Source organism: Paenibacillus hemerocallicola, assembly GCF_006265175.1.
Lineage (GTDB): Bacteria > Bacillota > Bacilli > Paenibacillales > NBRC-103111 > Paenibacillus_AB > Paenibacillus_AB hemerocallicola.
The window spans coordinates 1-22,305 of sequence record NZ_VDCQ01000052.1 but is presented as its reverse complement, the minus strand read 5'-3'; the positions used below and the strand labels follow the sequence as shown (position 1 = coordinate 22,305).

Annotated in this window: 14 protein-coding genes and 1 pseudogene; 5 read left to right on the top strand and 10 right to left on the bottom strand. The window is 55.7% G+C overall.

Going from position 1 to position 22,305, the window contains the following annotated elements:
• Nucleotides 1-25: 25 nt before the first annotated feature.
• On the bottom strand, nucleotides 26-3,991 hold the full coding sequence (locus tag FE784_RS28480) for an FIMAH domain-containing protein (RefSeq protein WP_139605651.1): 3,966 nt from the start codon (nucleotides 3,989-3,991) through the stop codon (nucleotides 26-28).
• Between the two features lie 1,077 nt (nucleotides 3,992-5,068).
• Between FE784_RS28480 and FE784_RS28475 the strand changes: the two genes are divergently transcribed.
• Both FE784_RS28475 and FE784_RS28470 read left to right on the top strand, forming a co-directional pair.
• Nucleotides 5,069-5,965, top strand: a complete 897-nt coding sequence (locus FE784_RS28475; RefSeq protein WP_139605650.1) for a phosphotransferase family protein — start codon at nucleotides 5,069-5,071, stop codon at nucleotides 5,963-5,965.
• Nucleotides 5,966-6,034: 69 nt separating this feature from the next.
• Nucleotides 6,035-7,585 (top strand): MDR family MFS transporter, encoded by a 1,551-nt coding sequence (locus tag FE784_RS28470; protein WP_139605649.1) that lies wholly within the window; start codon nucleotides 6,035-6,037, stop codon nucleotides 7,583-7,585.
• Between the two features lie 57 nt (nucleotides 7,586-7,642).
• Here the strand turns inward: FE784_RS28470 and FE784_RS28465 are convergent, their stop codons facing one another.
• The gene (locus FE784_RS28465; RefSeq protein WP_139605648.1) at nucleotides 7,643-7,981 is read right to left on the bottom strand and encodes an antibiotic biosynthesis monooxygenase; all 339 of its coding nucleotides are present in this window, start codon (nucleotides 7,979-7,981) and stop codon (nucleotides 7,643-7,645) included.
• Between the two features lie 222 nt (nucleotides 7,982-8,203).
• Nucleotides 8,204-8,515 carry a hypothetical protein gene (locus tag FE784_RS28460; RefSeq protein WP_139605647.1) on the bottom strand — a complete coding sequence of 104 codons (312 nt, stop codon included), beginning with the start codon at nucleotides 8,513-8,515 and terminating at the stop codon, nucleotides 8,204-8,206.
• Between the two features lie 270 nt (nucleotides 8,516-8,785).
• Here FE784_RS28460 and FE784_RS28455 point away from each other — a divergent pair, with 270 nt between their 5' ends.
• On the top strand, nucleotides 8,786-10,060 hold the full coding sequence (locus FE784_RS28455; protein ID WP_139605646.1) for a WD40/YVTN/BNR-like repeat-containing protein: 1,275 nt from the start codon (nucleotides 8,786-8,788) through the stop codon (nucleotides 10,058-10,060).
• A gap of 56 nt (nucleotides 10,061-10,116) precedes the next feature.
• On the opposite strand, the gene FE784_RS28450 is transcribed toward FE784_RS28455, so the two are convergent.
• The 7 genes from FE784_RS28450 to FE784_RS28420 form a co-directional block, all read right to left on the bottom strand.
• Nucleotides 10,117-10,713: an ABC transporter ATP-binding protein gene (locus FE784_RS28450; protein WP_139605645.1), complete on the bottom strand. Its 597-nt coding sequence runs from the start codon at nucleotides 10,711-10,713 to the stop codon at nucleotides 10,117-10,119.
• Complete coding sequence (locus FE784_RS28445) at nucleotides 10,703-11,626, bottom strand: ABC transporter ATP-binding protein (RefSeq protein WP_139605644.1); 924 nt, start codon at nucleotides 11,624-11,626, stop codon at nucleotides 10,703-10,705. The genes FE784_RS28450 and FE784_RS28445 overlap by 11 nt, the downstream gene beginning before the upstream one ends.
• A gap of 32 nt (nucleotides 11,627-11,658) precedes the next feature.
• Nucleotides 11,659-12,528: an ABC transporter permease gene (locus FE784_RS28440; RefSeq protein WP_139605643.1), complete on the bottom strand. Its 870-nt coding sequence runs from the start codon at nucleotides 12,526-12,528 to the stop codon at nucleotides 11,659-11,661.
• 2 nt (nucleotides 12,529-12,530) lie between these two features.
• Nucleotides 12,531-13,520: an ABC transporter permease gene (locus FE784_RS28435; RefSeq protein WP_139605642.1), complete on the bottom strand. Its 990-nt coding sequence runs from the start codon at nucleotides 13,518-13,520 to the stop codon at nucleotides 12,531-12,533.
• Between the two features lie 91 nt (nucleotides 13,521-13,611).
• Nucleotides 13,612-15,171, bottom strand: coding sequence for an ABC transporter substrate-binding protein (locus FE784_RS28430; RefSeq protein ID WP_425465574.1), 1,560 nt, complete (start codon nucleotides 15,169-15,171; stop codon nucleotides 13,612-13,614).
• A gap of 251 nt (nucleotides 15,172-15,422) precedes the next feature.
• Nucleotides 15,423-15,929 carry a nickel-responsive transcriptional regulator NikR gene (gene nikR / locus FE784_RS28425; protein WP_139605640.1) on the bottom strand — a complete coding sequence of 169 codons (507 nt, stop codon included), beginning with the start codon at nucleotides 15,927-15,929 and terminating at the stop codon, nucleotides 15,423-15,425.
• Nucleotides 15,930-16,045: 116 nt separating this feature from the next.
• Nucleotides 16,046-17,596, bottom strand: a complete 1,551-nt coding sequence (locus FE784_RS28420) for an alpha/beta hydrolase (RefSeq protein ID WP_139605639.1) — start codon at nucleotides 17,594-17,596, stop codon at nucleotides 16,046-16,048.
• Nucleotides 17,597-17,877: 281 nt separating this feature from the next.
• Here FE784_RS28420 and FE784_RS28415 point away from each other — a divergent pair, with 281 nt between their 5' ends.
• Together FE784_RS28415 and FE784_RS28410 are read left to right on the top strand one after the other, a co-directional pair.
• Nucleotides 17,878-18,045, top strand: a complete 168-nt coding sequence (locus FE784_RS28415; protein WP_139605638.1) for a carbon storage regulator — start codon at nucleotides 17,878-17,880, stop codon at nucleotides 18,043-18,045.
• A gap of 223 nt (nucleotides 18,046-18,268) precedes the next feature.
• Nucleotides 18,269-18,682: pseudogene (locus FE784_RS28410) on the top strand (flagellin N-terminal helical domain-containing protein); the annotation flags it as partial.
• Nucleotides 18,683-22,305 lie beyond the last annotated feature (3,623 nt).

Sequence of the window (22,305 nt, the reverse complement as noted above, 5' to 3'; positions counted from 1 at the left end):
CCGGCTCCAAACAAAGTCATCATAATCACATCAGCTGTATGATACTTCCGATCGCCTCGTTCAGCTTCGTTCTGACCGATTCGGGAATAAACGGACGCAGCGCCGGATTGTTCAAATGGTCGAGAAAACGCTGCAGGTGGTCCATCGTTTTGGTCAACGAGCCTTTGCTCCATTGGTGCAGCGCTTGTCGCAAGGCGTTTAATAACGGCTCAACCATCGGTCCTTCCAAGCCTTCGGACGCGATCATCGACTCGAGCCGATCCACCAAGGAGACCAGACGAATGTCATGACGTCCGGCCGCAAGAGTCAGCTCGACGGCGCCCGTTACCGGATCGGTTACATAGCTGCCCGGATCGAGCAGCTGGCCATCCACGATCACGAAAGCGTCCAACGGCGCGCGGATGCGGATGTTTTGCGCGACCGGCGTTTCCACGACGCCGTACGTTTCCATCGTCACGGAATGGGTGTCGAAGGAAGCGCTGAACGGCGTGCCGCCTGCAAGCAGCTGCAGTCCGCCATACTGGAGCGAGGCGCCCCGTGTCATCTTGAAGCCGGCAACCTCGCTCGTTCCGGTCAAGCTCACGACCGACTGCTCGGCATCGGATACCAGCTGGCCGACGGTGGACGTTCCGGTCCCGGTGCGGAAAGCCGCCAAATCGCGAATATCGCTGCCGTCGTTTCTCTCGACAAACGCGCCGATCCCGTTCGTGCCGGACACCAGCTCGGCGTCTACGGACAGCTTGTCGAGTCCTGCCGCTCCGGATGGGAGAAGCTGTACGGCATCAAGTCCGATGAAGTAATTTCCGGACAGGGCGTTTTTGCCGGTCACCTCATAGCGGATCGTATGGGTTCCGGCCGTCAGCTGGAACGTGCCGTGGTCGAAGGCCGCGGAGGCCGTTACTTCGGGAGCGTATCCGTCATACGCGCCGCCTGCCGGCTGGCCGTCCACATAAACCTGTACCGTACCGTAAAGAGGCGATTTCAGAAGATGGCTCTTCAGGCTGTAGGTACCGGTTTCCGGTACGTCTACGGTTACTGTCATATAGTCACCCGCTTGAACGGAACGGTAAAAAATGAGTGTGCTGCCAGCAGCTTGAATCAATCTGGCCTCCTGCCCGGAGCTGGCGGTCAGAGGCATCAATTCGGACTCCTCCAGCAGTCCGGCAGGCTTGTACGGACGCGTCTTCATGACGGTCAAGAACCGATGATCGGTCTGTGCTCCGCCGCTTCCGACCTTCGAATAATAGCCGTACGATTCGGCTCCGGGATATTGGGCGACCGTTATCGGCAGTTGCGAATCGTCAAGGAATTTGGCTGACAGTTCCGCACCGCCGCCGAGCAAGTACAAGTCGTTGCCGGCAGTCGTCACGCCGGCCTGAGCCGGTTGTCCGTCGATTTCGAATTGCTTGAGCGCTCCGCTGTATAGGATCCAATCGTAGACGCGAGGCGCGTCAGCCTGAAGATCGTCCAGCATAATGAACGTATCCGGCTTCAAGTACACGACATGGCGATCGAACTTGGTCAGCTTCGGATTGCCGTAGGCACCGGCCGCCGATCCTTTCACATAGTCGTACGTAGGGGCGAGCAGTCCTTCGGTGAGCGTGCCTTGGCCCAGCACGCTTTGTCCTTGGCCGTCGACTTGGATCGTGCTGTGGCCCATACGAACGGTGAACGCGTTCACCGGCCCCGCGACGTAGTCCTGGTAGCCCGGGTCCGTAGCGATCCAAGAGCGGTTGGTCGCGATCTGGAAGCTGTTCTGGTCATAGTGGTTATGCCCCAGATTCGAGGAGTTGCTGACCATCGAGAACAGGACGTCGTCGTTTTCCCAACCGCTTCTGAGTATGGCCCAGCCGTTCTCATCCAATACGGCGGAGGCCGGCCAAGCGTCCGGGGCGGTTATGGTCGCATTCGGTCGGAAATACAGGAAGCCGTTGACGCCACCGGCGGCCGACTTCGTTTCTTTCAAATACCAGCCGGCCTGTCCGTTGTTCAGCCAAGCGTTGATGACGTTCATCGTAAGACCGAAATAGTTGACGGTGCCGGAATCCGAGAAGTTGGCCAGTCCGGACGCTCCCGGGGCCAGAGCGTATACGATCCAGCGGACGAGAAAATCGTTCAGGAACGGATGGTCCGCCAGCTCGCTAACGCCGGTTACGCGATTGATGTGATCGAACGCCTTGATCATGTTGTCCATCGCGTAGCTCGTATAAAGGAAGCCTTCCTGTTTGCCGGACGTCATGCGTTCATCCAAATACCACTTGTAGTAATTCATCGCCCGGGTCAAATAGGCGTTTGCGTTCGGACTGTGGCCGAGCAGAACCGCCGCGCCGCTGCCGAGCGCGGCTGCGCGCAGCGACTGGATATTGTGATCGACCTTGCTCTTCGAATCTTTGTATAGAGGGATAAGTCCTTTGTTCTCCAAAGCCGTCATGACGAGCGTCCGTTCTTGCGCGGACAGCCGGTCGTACAAAATATCGAACGCCATGCTGACTCCGAACGTCAGGTGGGACGTATCGAGGCACGTATAGCCGCCGCACGGGTAAGTCGGATCGGTCCAGGCGTTCCAGCCGGACACGGACAGCATATACTGCTTCGCCTTGTCCGCATAGGCGGTATTCCCGGTTACGGCATAAGCCAGACTAAGCGTTTCCAAACGGTCCTGCACCGCTCTCGTCATCATGGTCCAATAGGGATAGGCGGACGTAAATCCGGGAGGGTTCGGGATCGGTCCCGGCTGCACGGGCGGCAGCGGGAAGGTGACGACTTTGCCTCCATAGTAGGTGATCGAGAAGTCGGTTTCGGTCAAATAGCCGTTGGCGGCGTTTTGAATCGGGTCCCACAGCTGCTTGCCGGTCGAGCCGAATGGAGCGTTGACCGTATCCGTGGCGCGCGACTGCAGAGCGGGCAAGTCCGCAGCCGTGTAATAAAGCCGCGGATGGCTCGCCGTCAGGAGCGGGAATTCCCGGACCGGCTCCGGCGGCATTAGCCGAAATGAAGCCTCGTCGAAATACGCGATCCCGATATTCGCTTTGTGCTGGTACAGCAGAAGCGTGGCATATGCGGCACCCGCCGGAGCATAGCTCTCTATGGAGATCGGGTTCCACACGCCGATGGCGGCATTTGTGCCGATTTTCGTCTCGATCCTGACATTGGAGCTGTTCCAGAACTCCATATACAGCTGGGATGTGCCGGATTCGTTATAAGACATCACGGATGCCTCATACAATTGGTCGGGCACGACGGGAACTTGTCCGCTGCGCAAGCCCGGTCCCCCATTGGCGCTGGGATCCTCCATCCTCACGCTGTACGAGCCGGAGTAAACCGTGGAGGTAACCGAGGCGATCACGTCTGCGGCCCCGAGGCTGCTCCAACCGACAGGCTTGCCGCCTGTCACCTCTTCGAGGTTGCCGTTATACGGATAGGTCGCCGGAATTTCCGTAAGAGCGGCATCGTCGAAGTAGGCTACGCCCACATTCGTCTGGTGCTGATACAATAGCAGCGTGGCATAGGCCGCACCCGCGGGCGCTTCCCCGATTACGTTCAAAGCTTGCCATTGCTGCCCGGACGGTATCGTCCCGATCTTTACGTCGATGCGCGTATTGGCGGCATTCCAAAATTCAAGATACAGTTGCGAAGTGCCGGATTCGTTTCTCCCATATACGGATACTTTGTACATATGTCCCGGCACGACCGGAACGTTGCCGCTGCGCAAGCCGTTTCCTGCCTGAGAGCTGTTGTCGGTCAGCTTCACGCTGAACCCGCCGCCATGGACGGGCTGGTAAACCGATTCATAGACGGCGTTCGCGCCTAATCCGGTCCAGCCTGTCGGTTTGCCGTTCGCGACCTGCTCGAACCCTCCGTTGACGATCGTTTCGCTTTCGAGCGTCACTCCGCCTTGCGGGTCGGCCAAAGCGGCCAAAGGCAGCAGGGTCGCCGACAAGCAAAGGGCGACAAGAAGGCCGAGCATTCTGTTGCGCATTCGTAAATTCATTAATACGCTCCTTTCCAATGGTTGGATTCGGACAGACCGGGAGGGGAGCACGGCAGTTTCATATACAAGAAGTATACCTGTATGTCCTTTGACTACTATAGCAACTGCAAGAAAGCGTTTCCATGGTTCCGTGGTACTATTTTCCAATCATGGTACAACGCTAGTTTCGTCGAAGGAACGGGAAGCGTGTGGGATTTTGTAATTCGCTCCATCCGGCTGTATATGAATGAAAGAACCAACTAAGAGAAGCCTGAGTTCAACCTTGCCGTAGGCTTATATACAATCAAGGAGAAACTCAAAACAACCTGTCTGAAGCTGCAAGATAATCCCTTCTGGAATGGAATGAAGGTTACATCCTTTAGTTCAACTCTTATAGCTCCGAGCATGCCGGGGAAACAAATGCGGGGAAACATAACAAAAAGAAGCCCTCTCAGTAAACTGGCCCCTTTCTTTAACACTATGACAAACATAAAACGCATACGGTAAGAAACATAAGGGAAGCTGGAAAACCCGATGCCGAAGCCGGTTGACGGCGTGTTCTTCGTGCGGGGGGGTTAAGAATAGCGGATAAGGGAACTCCCCGCTGGAAACTATCGTTCGATAAGGCCGTGCTTTTATCAAATCCTGTAAATAGCGGAACGTACGTACGCTATTTCTTCGAATACCGCTTTCGACGGTACAATAAAGGAAAAAGGTTCCGCTATTCCGCTGGTTCAGATACTGTTTTTCCCGACAATCGGATATAACGGAGCGCTGTTCCGCTATTTTCGGAAATGTCGCGGAAATCGGGACAATACCGGAAAATCGTTCCGTTATACGTGTAGACGTGTAGACGTGTTATTAAAAGTAAAAGCGAGCAGAAGCGCTTTTTTGCATTATTCTTGTTCGCGGATTGTACAGTCGTACTTAAAAAACATAGATGTCTAAGCAAGCAGTAAATGAAAAAGAGTCCCGAAAATTTCCGAGACCTCATTCAACATCATAGCAGAACGGAAATTATCAGTCTATACATTTCCGGTATTATCTGTAAAATAGTTCCCGTCAGGTCAACTCATACGTACGGGAGTGAAGGCGCGAATGATACCGGAACGCTTTATGTCCTATCGCGGGCTTATACCGATTGTGGAGGAAGTCGCGGAATGGTCGCTTTTGAGAAAATGGTCGTTGTCCGAAGTATACAGAATCAAGCTGAAGACGGGGGAATCCCGCATCCTGAAATGGGGCGGGGAAGAGATGTCCCGCGAGGCCGATATTTACCGTACATTGCTGCAGCCTTTGCAAATCAGGGCGCCGATCGTTTACGGCTTCTATGAAAAGGATAGAAGCGGGATCATTCTCATGGAGGACGCCGGGATGCATAACTTGGAGCAGCGGCCCGAGCCGGCGCATTTCCTGGAAGCGGCCAGAGAACTGGCCAGATTCAGGGCGACGGCGTCGATGAACCTCGATAGGCTATCAAAACCGACGATTGCGGCGCATACGCTAAATTCCGATCGCTTTCTGAAGCTGGCGGACGATCTATTGCGCGCACCGAAGCTTGCCGACCAAGCGGTTGTATGGAAAATCAAAGAAATGCTTTCCCGCCAGCTGGATAAAGCAATCCGGAAGGTGCCGCCTACTCTCGTCCACCATGACTATCACGCCAAAAATTTATTGATTCAAGGAAACCGCATTTTGCCGATCGATTGGTCCATCGCTTATATAAATGCCCACTTGGGCGATTTGTACTGCTTGATAATGGAGGCGGCCTCTTGGAGCCGATTGCCCGGCGAAGATGTCATGCAGGCGTATCGGGAGGAGGTCGGCAATGGATTGTCCATGGAGGAGCTTTCCTGGCAAATCCGGATAGGCGGGTTATGCTGGCTCGTGAAATCGCTGCGATGGCTCGTATACGGAGGAACGGAGGCGATTCCGGGCTCCGATAAATGGATACCGGACTTGCTGGAAGACGCGGGGAAACTTTTGCAAAATTGACTGACCGATGCTGTCAGGGGAGGCGAATACAATGAAGCTATACAAGAATGAAGGAGTGGAAATCATTTGATGAGCAAAGGGCAAAACAAAACCGGGGTGATCGTGGCGGGGCTGCTGCTCGCGATCCTGATGGCCTCGATGGACAACACGATCGTGGCGACCGCCATGGGAACGATCGTCGGCGAGCTGGGCGGACTCGACAAATTCGTCTGGGTTACTTCCGCCTACATGGTCGCGGAAATGGCGGGGATGCCGATATTCGGCAAGCTGTCCGATATGTATGGGCGAAAACGGTTTTTCGTTTTCGGAATTGTCGTATTTATTATCGGATCGATTCTATGCGGAACCGCGAACTCGATCGTGGAGCTGAGCATTTACCGCGCGATTCAAGGGATCGGCGGAGGAGCCTTGATTCCGGTCGCATTCACGATTATGTTCGATGCCGTCTCGCCGGAAAATCGGGGCAAGCTTGGCGGATTGTTCGGCGCGGTGTTCGGCATGTCGAGCATTTTCGGTCCGCTGCTGGGGGCTTACATTACCGATTATATTCGTTGGGAATGGATCTTTTATATCAATTTGCCGCTCGGATTACTGTCGTTCGTCCTGATTGCCTTCAATTACAAGGAGTCGCACGAGCATTCCAAGCAGCGGATCGACTGGTGGGGAGCCGTCACGCTGGTCGGCGCGATCGTCTGTCTCATGTTCGCGATGGAGCTCGGCGGCAAGCAATATGAGTGGGGCTCCGTACAAATCGTGGGCTTGTTCGCGGGATTCGCCGTTCTGGCCGTCATCTTCCTGTTCGCCGAATCGCGCGCCGAGGAGCCGATTATTTCGTTCAACATGTTCCGAAGCCGGCTATATGCGTCGAGCAATGCGATCGCGATGCTGAGCGGAGCGGCCTTTATTATCGCCTCGGTATACATTCCGATCTTTATTCAAGGCGTTCTCGGCGGGTCGGCCACGAATTCCGGTCTCGTGCTGCTGCCGATGATGCTGGGCTCGGTCGTGACCGCGACGGGAGGCGGCTTCCTGATCACCAGATTCTCGTACCGTTCGATCATGATTCCGACGTTGCTGCTGCTGGTAGCGGGAATCGCGCTTCTGACCACCTTGTCGACGGATTCGTCCCGTCTGCAGGTTACTCTGTACATGATTATGGTAGGCTTGGGAATAGGCGCTTCCTTCTCCGTGCTGAGCAATGCGGCGATTCATTCTTTCCCGGCCAGACAGCGGGGCGCGGCGAGCTCTACGCTCAATTTTCTGCGATCGCTCGGCATGACGCTGGGCATAACCGTCTGCGGGATCATCCAAAGCCATGCGCTGACGCGCAAGCTTACGGACGCTTTCGCCGGGAGCGGGCAGCAGGCCGGGGGGCAGAGCATCAGCTTCAGCGATCCTCATGCGCTGCTCGATCCCGCCACCCGTGCCCAAATCCCCGCGCCGGTATTGGACAAAATAACGGAGGGACTCTCGTCCTCCATCGCCGTAACGTTTGCGTGCGGCCTTATCCCTGCCGTACTGGCGGTAATTGCCGCCATCGCCATGAGCAAAGAAAAGCTGGATCCGGCAACGGCCCCGGCTGCCGAAGAAGCGGAAGGCTACCCGGCGCATTCGCACTGATTCATGCTCAAAAACCCGTGCATCGGTCAGAAGCGCGGGTTTTTGGCCTGATTGAATTCAAGAGCGGTAAGCCGCCGACGTTCCGCCCTTGACCGTCTTCACCTCGTACATGGTAACGTTCGAGCTGATGACGAATTCCGGCTTCGGCTGGCCGCGGCTCTCGCGGTGGCCTTGAATGTGGGCATCGCTTTTCTCCCAATTTTTCCAGGCATCCACCGATTCCCAGCGGATCATCGCGACAACCTCTTCGGTATCTTCCTTCTTCGCTTTGTTGACCATGACGGTAATGTCGAGCAGTCCCGGCATGCCGTCAATCGGACCTTCCTTGCTGAAGCGCTCGACGACTTTATCGGCGTTGCCCTTCTTCACTAGGATCGTTCTCGTTTGAACCAACAATGTGAAACCCTCCTTCCATCCAACGTTTTCTCCATTTTAATTGATAAAGATTATCATTGTCAACGGTTGAGACGTTAGATTGACTGATTGCCGCCGATATAAGCTTCGATCTGCTTCCTATGATGCCGGTCATGGTCAATGATATATTTTTGCAGGAAGTCGTCCATGCCGAGCCGCTTTTCGCCGACATAGAAGCGCGTTTCTATGTCGTAAGCGGCCAAGCTAGGCCTGAACCAGCTCTTCGCGGGTTTTCGTTACGTTCCGGATCATGTCGGCTTTCCCGATTGTGCGGGCGAACCATTCGGCATTGCCGTTGATGGACGCATGATTGGCGAAGCGGAGCTCGGCATCCTCCTTTATGAAAGGGATCATGAATTCGAGATTATACGTATCCCACAGCCAAATGTGGCCGAGTATTTCATGAACCGACCATTTGCCGGGCCGAATCGGACGATGCCATGGATCAAACTCCACGTTTCCGAGCGAGCGGACAAATAAGGCAAGTTCTCGCAGCCGGGCTGCCGTCTGTTCCACTAGTTTACACCTCGATTTGCATGTTGCCCCGCACGCTTACGGGAGAGCGGCGAGAATGTCGTCTTTATGGTCTTATTTGACGGTTATACACGATATTCGCGAAACGTGGCCCGCTTTCCTTCAGCCAGAAGTTTGTCGGATTCGTTTTAGGTCGAACGATCCATTTTCTGTAAGATGCGGCGTATTCGGCAACCCTATCGGTTGATGGCACGTCTATTGGGTTATACAAAGTAAGAGCACCCTAGAACAATGAAGGAGTGACTGACTAGTATGACGCAATCGCGAATATTCAAATTTTTCATAGTGCCGCTTTTGTTTTTGACCCTGCTGGCGGGATGCAAGCAGCAGGCGGGACAGCCGAATCAATCGGCGGGAACCGGAGAAAGCGCTCCGCCAGCTTCAACGGGAGGGAGTTCGTCGTCGGATCCGCAAGCTCCGGCGACATCGGACCCTGGCGCCTCCGGGCCGTCGACGACTCCGCCCAAATCGGATAACGGATCCGGCTCGATTGCAAAACCGCCCGCTGAAGTTCGCATGGACAAAATAACGGCCGTCCGGCTGGCCGACCCGAAATCCGGCTGGCTCGGCGGGAAGGGCTGGATCGCCCGTACCGAGGACGGCGGCAAAACGTGGAGCCCGCAGTACAGTGCCGCGGGCACGGTCGAGCAGCTGTTCGCGCTGAACGGACAGGAAGCTTGGGCGGTTGTCGGCGATGCCGGGAACAAGACCAAGCCGCGCCAACTGATCGGCACGAAGGACGGAGGAAAAACGTGGGCGGCGGTCGGGACGATGCCGAACAACGGTTTCCTCCATTTCGTATCGTCGGACGAAGCTTATAGCGGCAACTCGAAGACGACGGATGGAGGCAAGACGTGGACGGCTTTGCCGATTCCGGAGCAGACGGTGGGAGATGCGTACTTCCATGATCGGCAGAACGGCTGGGCGGTAACGCAGGACAAGGACATGCTGCATGTGAAACGGACGACGGACGGCGGCGGAGCGTGGCAAAACGTTATGTCGCGCAAGACGGTCGCCCAGCTGACCGGAGCGATTATCCGTTCCGCCGGGGCGGATGACGCTTGGGTGGAATGGATCGGGGAATCCGGCATGACCCAGACGTCATATGCGCTGTTCCATACGGCGGACGGAGGAAAAACGTGGCAGACGGTAGTCGCCAATTCGACGGCCGGCGGCGGCCCGGCCCCGGGGTTTCCGATCGACCATTCGGACGGGCCGAAAAATAGCGGCAATAAGCCGGGAGCCTTGTACGTGGTCGACCCGAACGTCGCTTTCATGGGCGGTCAGTGCATGGCGTGCGACAAACCGAACACGATCGGCTGGACAACCGACGGCGGCAAAACTTGGGTGAACGGGGAAGCGGAATTCGCCGGATACGGGGAGCAATTGCTGGCGATTGCCGATGCCAAGCACGGCTGGTGGATCGTCACGGACAATACGGAGCCTGCTGTCATGTACACGACGTCCGATGGCGGAAAAAGCTGGCAGAAGGCGCATACGTTCGAGAAGCTGCAGCCGGGTTCATGACTTGGGAAGGAATAACGTTGGCGGCACGAAAAGATAAGGGGGCGCGGATGCGCCCCCTATTCGAGTCGGATGATTCTGCCGCACAATCGTTCCAACAGCCTGCGTTCATGGCTGACGACGAGCATGCCGAGCCGCCGCTCGCGGACGACGTCCAGCACGGCATGCCAGATTTGCGCCTGCGTGACGGCATCGAGCATCGTCGTCATTTCATCGGCGATCAAGTAGCGGGTTTGAGGTCCCAATGCTCGCGCTACGCAAAATCGCTGCAGTTCGCCGCCGGACAATTCGCCGGGATACCGGCCGAGCCATTCGTCGGCAATGCCGAACGAGGCACGGAACGCCGCATCGGGCTGCCAGCCCTCGTTCAATATGCGCTGCATGCGCAGGCGCGGATTGACGGCTTTCTCCGGATGCTGGAACACGTGCTGGACCGGATGATAGCCGCTGCGGGGGAGGGGGCGGCCGTCCAAGAGAACGGCGCCCTCGTGCGGGATGTCGTACCCGGACAGCAGACGTCCGATCGTCGTTTTGCCGCATCCGCTCGGTCCGGACAGTCCGACGATTTCTCCCTCGCCGATTTCGATGCTGAAGCCGCGGAACACCCAAGGATCTTTGCCGTAGCGGAATGCGAGACTGCGGCCTTCAAGTGGCATGTATGCACCTTGCCTTTCCTCCGCGCAGCTCCCGCATGGCCGGTCTTTCCGCACTGCATTGTGCGGTAGCCGCTTCGCAGCGCGGGGCGAACAGGCAGCCCGTGGGAAGCTCACCCGGATGGGGCTGCCGACCGGGGATCGGTACGAAGTCGTTTTGCGGCAGAGCTCTCCACAAAGCCCGGCTGTACGGATGCCGAAGCTTGCTGCCGTCCTGGACGAAGTCGCAGGCGGGTGCAAGCTCTACCGATGTCCCCGCATAGAAGACGGCGACCCGGTCGGCCACATGCAGCGCCGATTCCAGGTCGTGGGAGATGAGCAGCACCCCCGCGCCTTGGTCGGCCAGCTCCCGCATTTGCAGCACCGTCTCGCGCACGATGGCGGGATCGAGTCCCGGCGTAGGCTCGTCCGCGATAAGCAGCTTCGCCCCGCTTACGGTTGCCGCGGAGACGAGCACCCGTCTGGCCATGCCGCCGGACAGCTGGTGGGGATAGCGGTTGGCCGCATCGGGGCCGAGCCTGTATCGATCGAACGCTTTTCGCTGCTCGGTCGCCGGATCTCCGGTTCGAACCGCGCTCCTTACTTGAGCGCCTACCCGCATAAGCGGATCCAAATAGTTGACCGACTGGGGCACAAGCGCGATCTCTTTTCCCCGCAGCGCTTCCTGTCTGCGAGGAGTAAGCGTCTCCCCGTCAAAACGGATGGTGCCCTCCACCGCTGCATTTCCGGGCAGAATGCCCAATATCGCATGGGCGAGCAGGCTTTTGCCGGAGCCGCTCGAGCCGATGACGGCGACGATTTCCCCCGCGTTCACGTCGAGACTCATCCCTTGCAGTACCCGCAGCGTCGTTTGGCGGAACCGCCCGGTATATTGGGTGAAAGAAACGGACAAGTCGTCCACTTCCAGAATAGGCATTCGGTTCGTCCTCCTTGCGTCCTTGCGGATGCTTATTCGTGCGTTTGCCGGGGATCCAGCAGCACGCGCAGTTGTTCTCCCGCCACATCGAAGGCGCGCACTACGAGAAGCAGGCACAGCCCCGGAAAGAAGGCCAGCCACCACAAACCGGTGGACAAGTAGCGCATCGATTCGGACAATATGATGCCGATGGCGGGCTGATGCGGCGATAAGCCCAACCCGATAAACGTAATCGACGCTTCGTGCAGGATGGCGTGAGGGAATAAGAGCAGCAAGCCGACGAGCAGATGCGGCAGCAAATGCGGCAGCATGTGGCGGGTAGTCGTCCACCAGCGGGACTTGCCCAGCCGACGGGAAATTTGCACATATTCCGCCGTTTTCAGCTGCATGACCTCGGCTCGGATTACACGGGCCAAGCTAGGCCAATGCGTGAAAGCGACTCCGACGATAATTCCTTTCATGCCTCCTCCGAATACGAAGGCAATCAGGATAAGCGTAACGAGATGGGGAACGCTCAGAAACAAGTCGATCAGCCAGCTGACGATCCGGTCGGCCGTTCGCCCCATCGCCGCGGCTACGCCCATCAGAGAGGCGACTACGACGCTGGAAGCCGCCGCGGCCATGCCGACACTGATGCTTAAGGCGAGCCCTTTGACCGTTCGCGTGAACATATCGCGTCCGAGCCAATCGGTGCCGAACGGATGGGCTGCGGAAGGAGCCATGTTGCGCAATTCCAGCCGGGTCGACAACGGTCCGGAGCTCAGCAGCAGCCCCGCCGCCCATACGGAAACGACCAGTAATACCGCCAGAGAGGCGGCAATAAGAGCCAACTGCTTCCGGTTGAAACGAAATCGAAATATCGACAGGCCCGCCGAGACGCCTGCGGCTTCCGTTTTTCTCATCCTCATTGCAGCCGCCTTTCCCTAAGCCGCGGGTCTACGAGCCGATACAGAACGTCCGCGATCAGATTGCCCATGAATACGAATAATGCGCTGAACAGCACGATGCCGAGCAGCAGAGGGACGTCTCCCCGCAGGCCCGCTTCCACCGTCGCTTGGCCGAGTCCGGGATAGGAGAATACTTGCTCCGCCAACACCGCTCCCCCGAATAATTCGCTGAACGAAGCGAAATGAAGCGTAACGGCCGGCAACGCGATATTGCGCAGACCATGCCTGCGGAACAACAGGAAGCCGCGCTCGCCTCTGGCTCTGGCATATAGAACGTAGTCGCTCGACAGCACGTCGATCAGCTTCTGTCTCGTATGCAGGGCGATCGGTGCGATGCCGACGATGCTTAAGGTAAGGGAAGGCAAAACCAAGTGCCCGATCTTATCCGCCAAAGTAACCTGCTCGTCCAGAACGCCGGCGGGCGTACCCAATCCGACCGGGAACCACCCGAGCCATACGGCGAAAATCATAAGAAGAAGCAGCCCCATCCAAAATGTCGGGGTGGAGGCAAGCGTGTAGCAGTACCATTTGATGAGCCGGTCCATCCATTTGCCTTTGTTCATGGCGGCCACGACGCCGGCCGTGAAGCCGAGCAAGCCGGACAGCAGCCATGACAAGCTCATCAGGGCCAACGAGCTCGCGAATCGTTCCCGGATCACGTCGGCCACCGGAATCCGGTACATCATCGAGGTTCCCAGATTGCCCTGAAGCAGAGCTGTTCCCCATTGGAAGAAGCGTTGCAGCGGAGACTGATCAAGTCCCCAATATTCGGTAATGAGCTGTCGCTGCTCTGGTCCGACCCGCATCATGTCCGCCCCCACATAAGCCTGAATCGGATCGATGGGGGAAGCGTTGACGAGTGCGAACGAAATGACGCTTATCGCCAGCAGCAGCGCGGCGAGCCGAATCAGCTTCAGCCCGACAAGCGCGAAGGCTCGTTGAATCATGGCAAGTAAACTCCTTTGGCGGCTTGCGGCCGCAGCGTTCGCGCACCGGACGGAAGCCCGTGCCGCAGCACGGGCTTTCCGAAGGTGGCGGTTATTGCTTCCATGTCCATTCTTCGATATTATCGGTCACGGGCCAGCCGTGGCCGTGCGGATGTATGCGCTGCTTGCCGATATCGAGGCTGTCCTTGACCAGATACAGATGATCGATATTGACGAGCCACGCCCACGGGGCGTCTCCTTGGGCGCTTACGCCGGTTTTGCCGTCCCACTGGGCTTTTTTCCAATACTCCAGGGCGTCTTCGTCGCGTGTCGCTTTAAGCGCCTTATTCATCCAATCGTCCACCGTCGGATTGCTGTAGAACCCGGTATTGTAATACTCGACACCGCCATACTTGCTGCTGTAGACGTTGTACATTTCCAAGGGATCGTTGCTGCCCCAGCCCATGAGGACGGCGTTGGCGTGCATCAGCTTCCCGATGTCGTCCCAGCTCTTGCCTTGTACGTCGATTTGGATACCGATCGGCTTGATCATATCGGCGGTTGCCAAAGCGAGAGACTGCCTTGTTACGTCGCCGGAAGGGTAGATGAGCGCAAACTGCGCCTTTAATGTCCCTTTTTCCAGTACGCCGTCGCCGTTGCCGTCCTTCCAACCGGCTTCCTCCAACAGCTTTTTGGCGCCTGCGGCATTGGCGTCGGCAATGGCCGAGCTCGGATTATACCATGGCAGGCCGTCATTTACCGTGTAAGCGGGCGTTCCGTAGCCTTCCAGCACGCCTTGTACGAGCGCTTTCCGATCGATCGCCGTATTGATCGCTTTGCGAATGGCGGTGTCGGCGGTAACGTCGTTGCCGATCGGGTAACCGTCCTTCGTTTTCGCCCCGGACTTCACGAAAGGGAACGAAATGCCCCGGTTGTCGACCGTGCGAACGGCTTCCAGCCGCATTCCGTCTATTTTCTGTTTGCTGAACGCCGCCGGGATGTAAGAGACATCGACCTTTTTCGCTTTGGCGGCGGCATAGGCGGCATCTTCACCGAGGAACAGGAACGTAAGCTTCTTGAAGAAGGGCTTCTTGCCGTAATAGTCGGGGTTGGCCTCGACGATAACCTGCTGGCCTTTATTCCATTGAACGAGCTTATACGGGCCCGATCCGACAGGTCGTTCGGCGTAGTCTTTGCCATATGCGTGCTTCGGGACGATCCCGGTCGTGATGAGCTGGGTTACGAACGTAGACTGGGCTTCCTTTAATGTAAATTTGACCGTGTACTCGTCGGCCGCTTCCACGCTTTTCATGTTCGTGAGATCGATAACCGAACCGTTGCCTGCGGCGGTCTCGAACGTAAATTTGACGTCGGCGGCGGTAACCGGCTTGCCGTCGGAAAACTTCGCGTCCTTGCGCAGCTTGACGGTCCATACCGTTCCATCGGCGGTTACTTCGTACCCGGACGCGGCCAGGTCATTGACGATCTTCATCTGGGAGTCGCGCTTCAGCAGCGTGCTCTGGAACAGCGGCGAGCCATAGCGTCCCCAGCCTGTCGTCGGATCGAATCCGGCTTCGGGCTCGGCGCCGACGGCGAGCACGAGCTCGTCCGCCTTGCGTTCGCCGCCCGTACTTTTGGCGGAGCAGCTCGCGAGGACGCAGCATACGAGCAGCGACACGAGCAGCACATGTAATCGAGTTCTTTTTCCCAACACGTTAACCCATCCTTTTCTTTGTGACACGTTTTGTTTGTATTGTAGCACGATTGTATCCGGATGGTAAGACATTTTAGGGAAAAAAATTCAATCCATTCCGGGTTGTATCCTTATTCAGCGCAACGTAAAGAAGAGACTCCGCCCGGCATCGGCCGAAGTGGGTCTCCTTCTAGAGGCGATATAGGTACGCCGGGGGAGCGATAGCAATGTCATTCGTGCGAGTGACGATGAGGGTGCGCGTGACCGTGACCATGTCCATGATCATGCCCGTGATCGTGATGATGATCGCCATGGCCACCTTCGTCCACATAGGTGACCGACAGCTCGCAATAAAGCACTCCGCGATGCACTTGAATTTGCTCCTGAAGCTCCCTCAGCTTGTCCATGCGGCCGCGGACCGCGATGATTTCCAGACATTGCTCGTGATTCAGATGCACATGCATGTTCGAAATAATGTGACTGTGGTATTGGTGCTGCAGCTCCATCAGTACTAATGGAAGCTCGCTCACATGGTGATCGTACACCATGACGATCGTTCCGGCCACCAGCTGTTCGGGGGGGATGCGGCCCGGCTGAAGCATCGCCTTGCGGACCAAGTCCCGAATCGCCTCGGAACGATTCGTATAGCCTTGCACGTTAATGTATTGATCGAACTGCTGGATCAGATCTGACGGCATCGAGACGCCGAATCGGACCAATTCGTCTTTGCCGGACATAAGCTCCTCCGCGATACGGTTTTCCAAAATTGTAGCACAACCGGGACGGTTTAACGAGTTTGCTTGGAGGAGAAGGGACGGAGCTCCCCTTTCGCACGTCTTGTCTCGTTAAAAAGTTAAGAAGCGTCAAACAAATCCTTTTGCTTTTTCCAGTATTCCTTGCTGGGCACATCCTTGCTTCGCTCGTAGCAGACAATAAGCTTGTCGACCAGCGTTTCGTTTTTCGGCAGTATGCGGAGCATATGCTTCAGATGAACCGAGGCCTCCTGCGGGTTGCCTTGCTGGATAAAATAATCGGCCATCCAGACCGCGAGGCTTTCCAGATTATGCTCCCATTCCTCGCGCATCATGAGGAACCAGTCGTCGTACAGGCTCTGAAAGAACGTGACCGGCAAGGTTTGAAATATTTTGCGGCATTGCGCCAGCTTCTTCCGGTCATCCTCCTCTTGGGAGGCTATCGTTATATCCTGCACGAAATCGAGCGCGTCGCAAACTATTCTTCCATATAAGCTGACATCCTCGCGTTCCATGATAAGAAAAGCGGGCGCGCGGTTCGACGGCTCCAGCAGTTTTTTGAGATGGGATAAATATACTCTCAAGTAGCTGCGGGCTTTGCCGAGCGGAAGATTCGGCCATAACGTCTCGCACAGCTGATCGCGGCTTACGGATCGGTGGAGGAGCAAGTATAGAAAAATATTTTTGGCAAACCGCTGGTTCCAGCCGCCCTTGATCTCCATTCCGTTTGCATACACGTGAAAGCCTTCCAATAGCTCTACTCGCAGTTCGTCACCGGAAGCGACAGCCGCTTCCCCAATCTTTATCAATTGCTTCATATATTGCTGCATATCGCGGGACTTCGGCTTGGCTTCTTCTGCGATCGGCTTCCGACCGAGCTTGCCAATAAAGTTCGCAATCCAGGTTGCCGTAAGAGCGGGCTGGTCCAGCAAGACCATATAAGCGGAATCCGGCACCGTATAGAGCTTGTACTCGGATAAGTAGAAGGCTGCCATCAAGGACAAGTAGACGGGGGACGAATTTTCCTCTTCCCCGCATAATAGCAGCGTCGGGACGGACAAGCGCTCCAAATCGTCTATAGGTTGATACCGCATGCTTAATTCGGTAATCCAATGGCAAGTGGAGGGGAGTGCGGCGAAATCGATTTTCCCGTGTATCGGGTGGTCCGACGGAAGACTGGCCATCAAATCGGCGAGCCTATCGACCGAACCTGCAGTTCCTTTGGATGATGGCGTTTCCAAGCAATCGGGATTGTTGACCGCCGAAGGATCTGGACTGAACGGAAGAGAGATGAGCACCATGCTTTTGACCGACTCGGGATACAGCACGGCGAACCGGGCGGCAACAATCGCTCCGAAGCCGTATCCGATTAGATGAAACGGACGTATCCCCAAGGTCCGGACCAGATGCAGCAGATCGTCGCAATACGCTTCCAAGCTGAGCGGCGCATCGCCCAGATCGCTCCGGCCGAATCCCCGGAGGTCGTAGCGGATAAGCGGAAATCGGTCGTTCAAGAAAGGGACGAGCAAGTCGAAACAAGTATGGGTCGTCCTATTTCCATGCACAAAGACAAGCTGCTCCGCATCCGGCTCCGCATCGCCCGGTTCAAGCTTGTAAAAAATTGTACTGCTTCCTCTATGTAAGACCGTCATGGGTTCTCGTCCTTCCGAGAAGTTCTGGGTAACGCATTTTTATTTTTATAAAAATTTGAAATCGACTATAAACTTTTGGATATGGACCGCCGATATTGGTAGTAGGCACGAAAATTTGGGCATATAGTCCCGTAAATCGAATAATTACGACAAGTCAAGGATGGCTTAGTAAGGTTCGTCTCTTCTCCGCAGGACGCGGAAGGGAGACGGTCTTATTAGCCATCCTTATTTTGTTTCCGGCGGCTGCGCGGCAGGACGCAGCACATAGAGGAGGATCTCAGATGTTGGTATTGGGCCGAAAACCCGGAGAATATGTAATGATTGGACATGACGTCAAGGTTCAAGTCGTTCGAACCAAGGATGGGGATCTCCGTCTCGCCATCGATGCGCCGAAAGAAATTCCGATACTCCGCGGTGAAGTATACGAAGCCGACTATGCCTCCCGGTAATCACTGATTATTAATTTTACAGCAACTATATTTAGGTCTCAAGGACGAGTTTTGTCGAAGTCTGACGAATGGCAGGATGCCAAGAGTGCAGACGGGATAAACTCGTCCTTTTTGTCGTTTTTTGGGTAATAAACGCTCTTTCCGGGGCGGTTTATTATATAGCTTCATCGTTCCAAAGGTGAAAAAGGATGTTCACCTAAACATTCCAAGGAGGAATCCAGCAATGAGAATTAATCACAACATCGCAGCACTGAACACGTACCGTCAAATGAGCACGAACTCGACGGCAAGCGGCAAATCGATCGAGAAGCTGTCCTCGGGTCTCCGCATCAACCGCGCGGGCGACGACGCGGCAGGTCTCGCGATCTCCGAGAAAATGCGCGCGCAAATCCGCGGTCTGGACCAAGCGCAACGCAACTCGCAAGACGGCATCTCGATGATCCAAACGACGGAAGGCGCGCTCAACGAGACGCACTCCATCCTGCAGCGTATGCGCGAGCTGGCGGCCCAAGCGGCGAACGACACGAACGTATCCGTCGACCGCGAGGAAATCCAGAAGGAAATCAACCAGCTGACGTCCGAGATCAACCGGATCGGCAATACGACCGAGTTCAACACGCAGTCGTTATTGAAAGGTAAAAATGCGGCGGTTGTGGAATCGGCCGCGGCTGTCAACACCGTAACGGACGGTGTCAAAGGCGTAGCACAAGGTACGGTAACCGCGCTGAAAACGGTAGCGAGCAGCGTGAAAGTGGAATCCTCCTCGACTTCGGTCCAAGGCTCCACGAGCAAAGCAACCGGCAGCGTATCGGAAATTACCGAGAACACGCAAAGCATCAAAGGCGAGAAAGCATTGATCAACCTGACGGTCGGCATCGGCGTCCAAGCGTCCGAGAACGGCACGGACCTGAACGGAAAAACGATTACCGTGCGTCAAGGAACGACGAAGAGCGAAGGGTCCCGTCTGGAAATCGACGGACAAGGCAACTACATCTTCACGATCGGACAAACCTCTACCGGCGATTCGCTCGCGAAAAACCTGGGTCAGTTGTACAACGAGATGAACTCGTCGATCAAAAACTACGATTCGTCGACGGGCTTCACTTCGACGAACCGCATCTCCGTCGTCGAGCCGGCTTCGCAAATTACGGGACAAGCGGTTACGGTACCGGTCGCAGGCGATACGGGTACTTTGGCTGGCGGCGTGACGGAGCAAAATGGCGAATACGAGTTCCAATTGAAGGAAGCGTTCAAAGAAGCGGGCGATTCGGTCACGATCGGCGGCCAGAAATTTACGGCTGTTTTGTCCGGCGCCGATGCCTCCAAGGGCGAATTCAATGTAGGGAATATTGAAGCTACGTTGACGGCGGGAGAAGCGGCTAAAGGAACCTATGACCTCGGTACGAATATCGCGGGAACAGACGAAACTGTTAGAATTAACGTTAACGGAAATAACTATATCATCAATAATACCGCGTTAAATGCCATTAATGGCGCAGGTGGAACAAATGCTCTGAAAAATGCGATATTGGCCGCGGATACTGCCGGAGACGGAAGCGGGACTGCCCTCAGCACGGTAGCGAACGTAACGGTATCGTCCGATGGCAAAATCACGATTACGGCGAAGGATCCCCAAACCCAACCGATTACATGGACGGCTACCGGCGACGAAGCCGCCAAAGTAAATGATACGTTCGGAATGAACACTGTAGCGGAGATCAAGGGTGGCGCCGTAGTTGGTCTGGGCGATGATCTCAACGGTCGGGCGGCAGTATGGGATACCGGCGCGCTCAGTGTTGCATTGACAAGCGGTCAGTCGTTCGATATCACTTTTGGCGATGTCACAATCGCTATTGGAGGTACCGATGGAGCGACTACCGGGGTTGCAGGAGCATCCAAAACAGGTGCAACCGTAACGTTCGATACTACTGCTGGCGGCACTCACGATTCGGTTTCAGAACAAATCGATGTGATTAAACAAGCATTCGATCAGATTAAGACGGCGGGCGGACTCGCGGATTATAACATTGCCAAGAACGGCGGCGGCACCGGATTTATTATCACTGCCAAAAATGCAGGCGTCTCGACCGCTGCGGCAGCAACTGGCAACAAAACAGGTTACGCTGGAAACTTTGCTAACGTGGGTTCAGGCCCACAGCAGGGCGCTGCCGGCGGTGCAGTTGGAGCAGATGCAATTCATGCGGATTCCAGCATTTCGATCACGGTTGACGGCAAAGATTTCAAAATCAGCAACAGCGCGCTCAAAACTCTTGACACCGGCTATACGAGAGCGAATGTTGAAGCTCTGGTTGAAAATGCGGTCGATGAAAACGGCTATAAGCTATCCGATTACGCAAATGTAAGCTTGAACGCGGCCAATGAGTTGGTCATACAGTCACAAGGCGGCCAACCGACTTCAAGTGTGCAGTTTGTAATCAATGCCGGACAGCCAGCCGATCTTAACCGTCTGCAAACAGCGTTCGGGGTTGCGAACTTCAGCAGCGACAAAGGAGCCGATGCGGTTTCCAGCAGCCGTTCTATCGAGGATCAGGCGAAAAGTCTCGCGGCGGCCATCGAAGCGAATTCGGCATTGGGCTCGAGATTCGAATACGCAAGCGTTGCCTCCAACGGAACCATAACTTTGACGGAAACGAACAACAAAGCGACCGGTCAAGTTCTGGAAGATTTGTCCGTATCCGGATCGGGCTCGGACGACAAGCTGCTGATTACAAATAAGGGCGGACAAAACCTCAATACGGTTACCATCGTTAGGGCGCTTGATCAAGCGGCATCCGCTGCAAGTTCCCAGGTTCAATCGAACAGCCAGACCCTCACGATTTCTTCGGGAACGGCGGACAATCAGTCGCCGAGAGCCAACGGCGTCAAGATCGAATTGAAAGCGAACGGAACCGACGAATTGAACGTGACTTATAAGGATGGCACGCTGACTCTGAATATGGCTAGTGCAACGGCGTCCAAAAATACCGCTGCCAATGTCGAAGCGGCCATTAGAAATCTTGGAACGATTGACGGCATCGATTTCTCGGGGTGGACCGCATCTGCCGGAGCAGGAACTTGGGATACCGCAAACCTGGCTTCCGATATCGAAGTCGGAGCTGCCACCATGTCCGGCGGTAAAGCTGCAGTTGTTGAAAATCAACTGAACGTAACCGTCGATAAAGGCAACTTGACGATCCACCTTTCCGCAGAAAACGCACGAGAAAACACGGCCGAGAAAATCCAAAAAGCGGTTCAAGAGCTTGGAGAATTCAAGTTCTTCAACGAGGACGGCGAATGGGATTCCATCGACTTCAGCCAATACGAGTTCAAAGCTCAAGGCGACTGGGATACGAAGACGCTGGGCAACTCGATTGCTACTGCGTCCAACACGCTTGTCGGCGGTACAGAGGCTGTTCAGGGCACCTACTCCTTCAGTGTCGACAAGGCTTTTGCAGCCGGCGACAAAGTGGAGATCAACGGCTCCGTATTCACGGCGGTTGACGGCGTAGCGTCCGGCGCGAAAGGTCAGTTTTCGGTAAGCGGCGGCAACCTGAACAATCAAGCGGCAAGCTTGATGGCGGCTATCAACCTGTCTTCGCTGAAAGACAACTACAGCGCTTCGATCAGCGGCAACGAAATTACGATCACGGAGAAAGTTGCTTCCGGCACCGATCTGAAAGCAACCGACCTCGATGTTCGTGCAACGGGAACGAAGGGCGAGTATACGATCGCTCAGAAAGACCTGCTCGTTAACGGCTCGAAGTTTATCGTAGACGGTCAAGAAATCTCGATCAGCAACAAAAATCAACATGTCGGCTACGACAACGGGACGGCTATCAAAGAAGCGGCAACAATTGCCGATCAATCCAAAGCTTTGGCTGATGCCATCAACAGCAACGCCAAGCTGAAGGACAAATATACCGCTTCCGTGGAAGCGGACGGTTCGTTGAAGCTGACGCAAACGGAAGACTTCGCTTCCGACAAAGCGCCCGAAGTGTCGACGAAAAACTCGCCGCTTGGCGACTTCCAAGCTACGTTCCAAATCGGCGCTAATAGCGGTCAAAGCATGACGATCACTGTAGGCGACATGCGCTCGTCCGCACTGGGCGTAAGCGGCGATGGCTCGGTCGGTACGGTTAAAGCGAACAACGGCTCCGTTGCTTCCTACACGGCTATTGCCAATGTAAACAGCGGCTCCGACAACAAAAATGTCGAGTATGCGCTGGACGTTACGACGAGCGAGAAAGCTTCGGCTGCTCT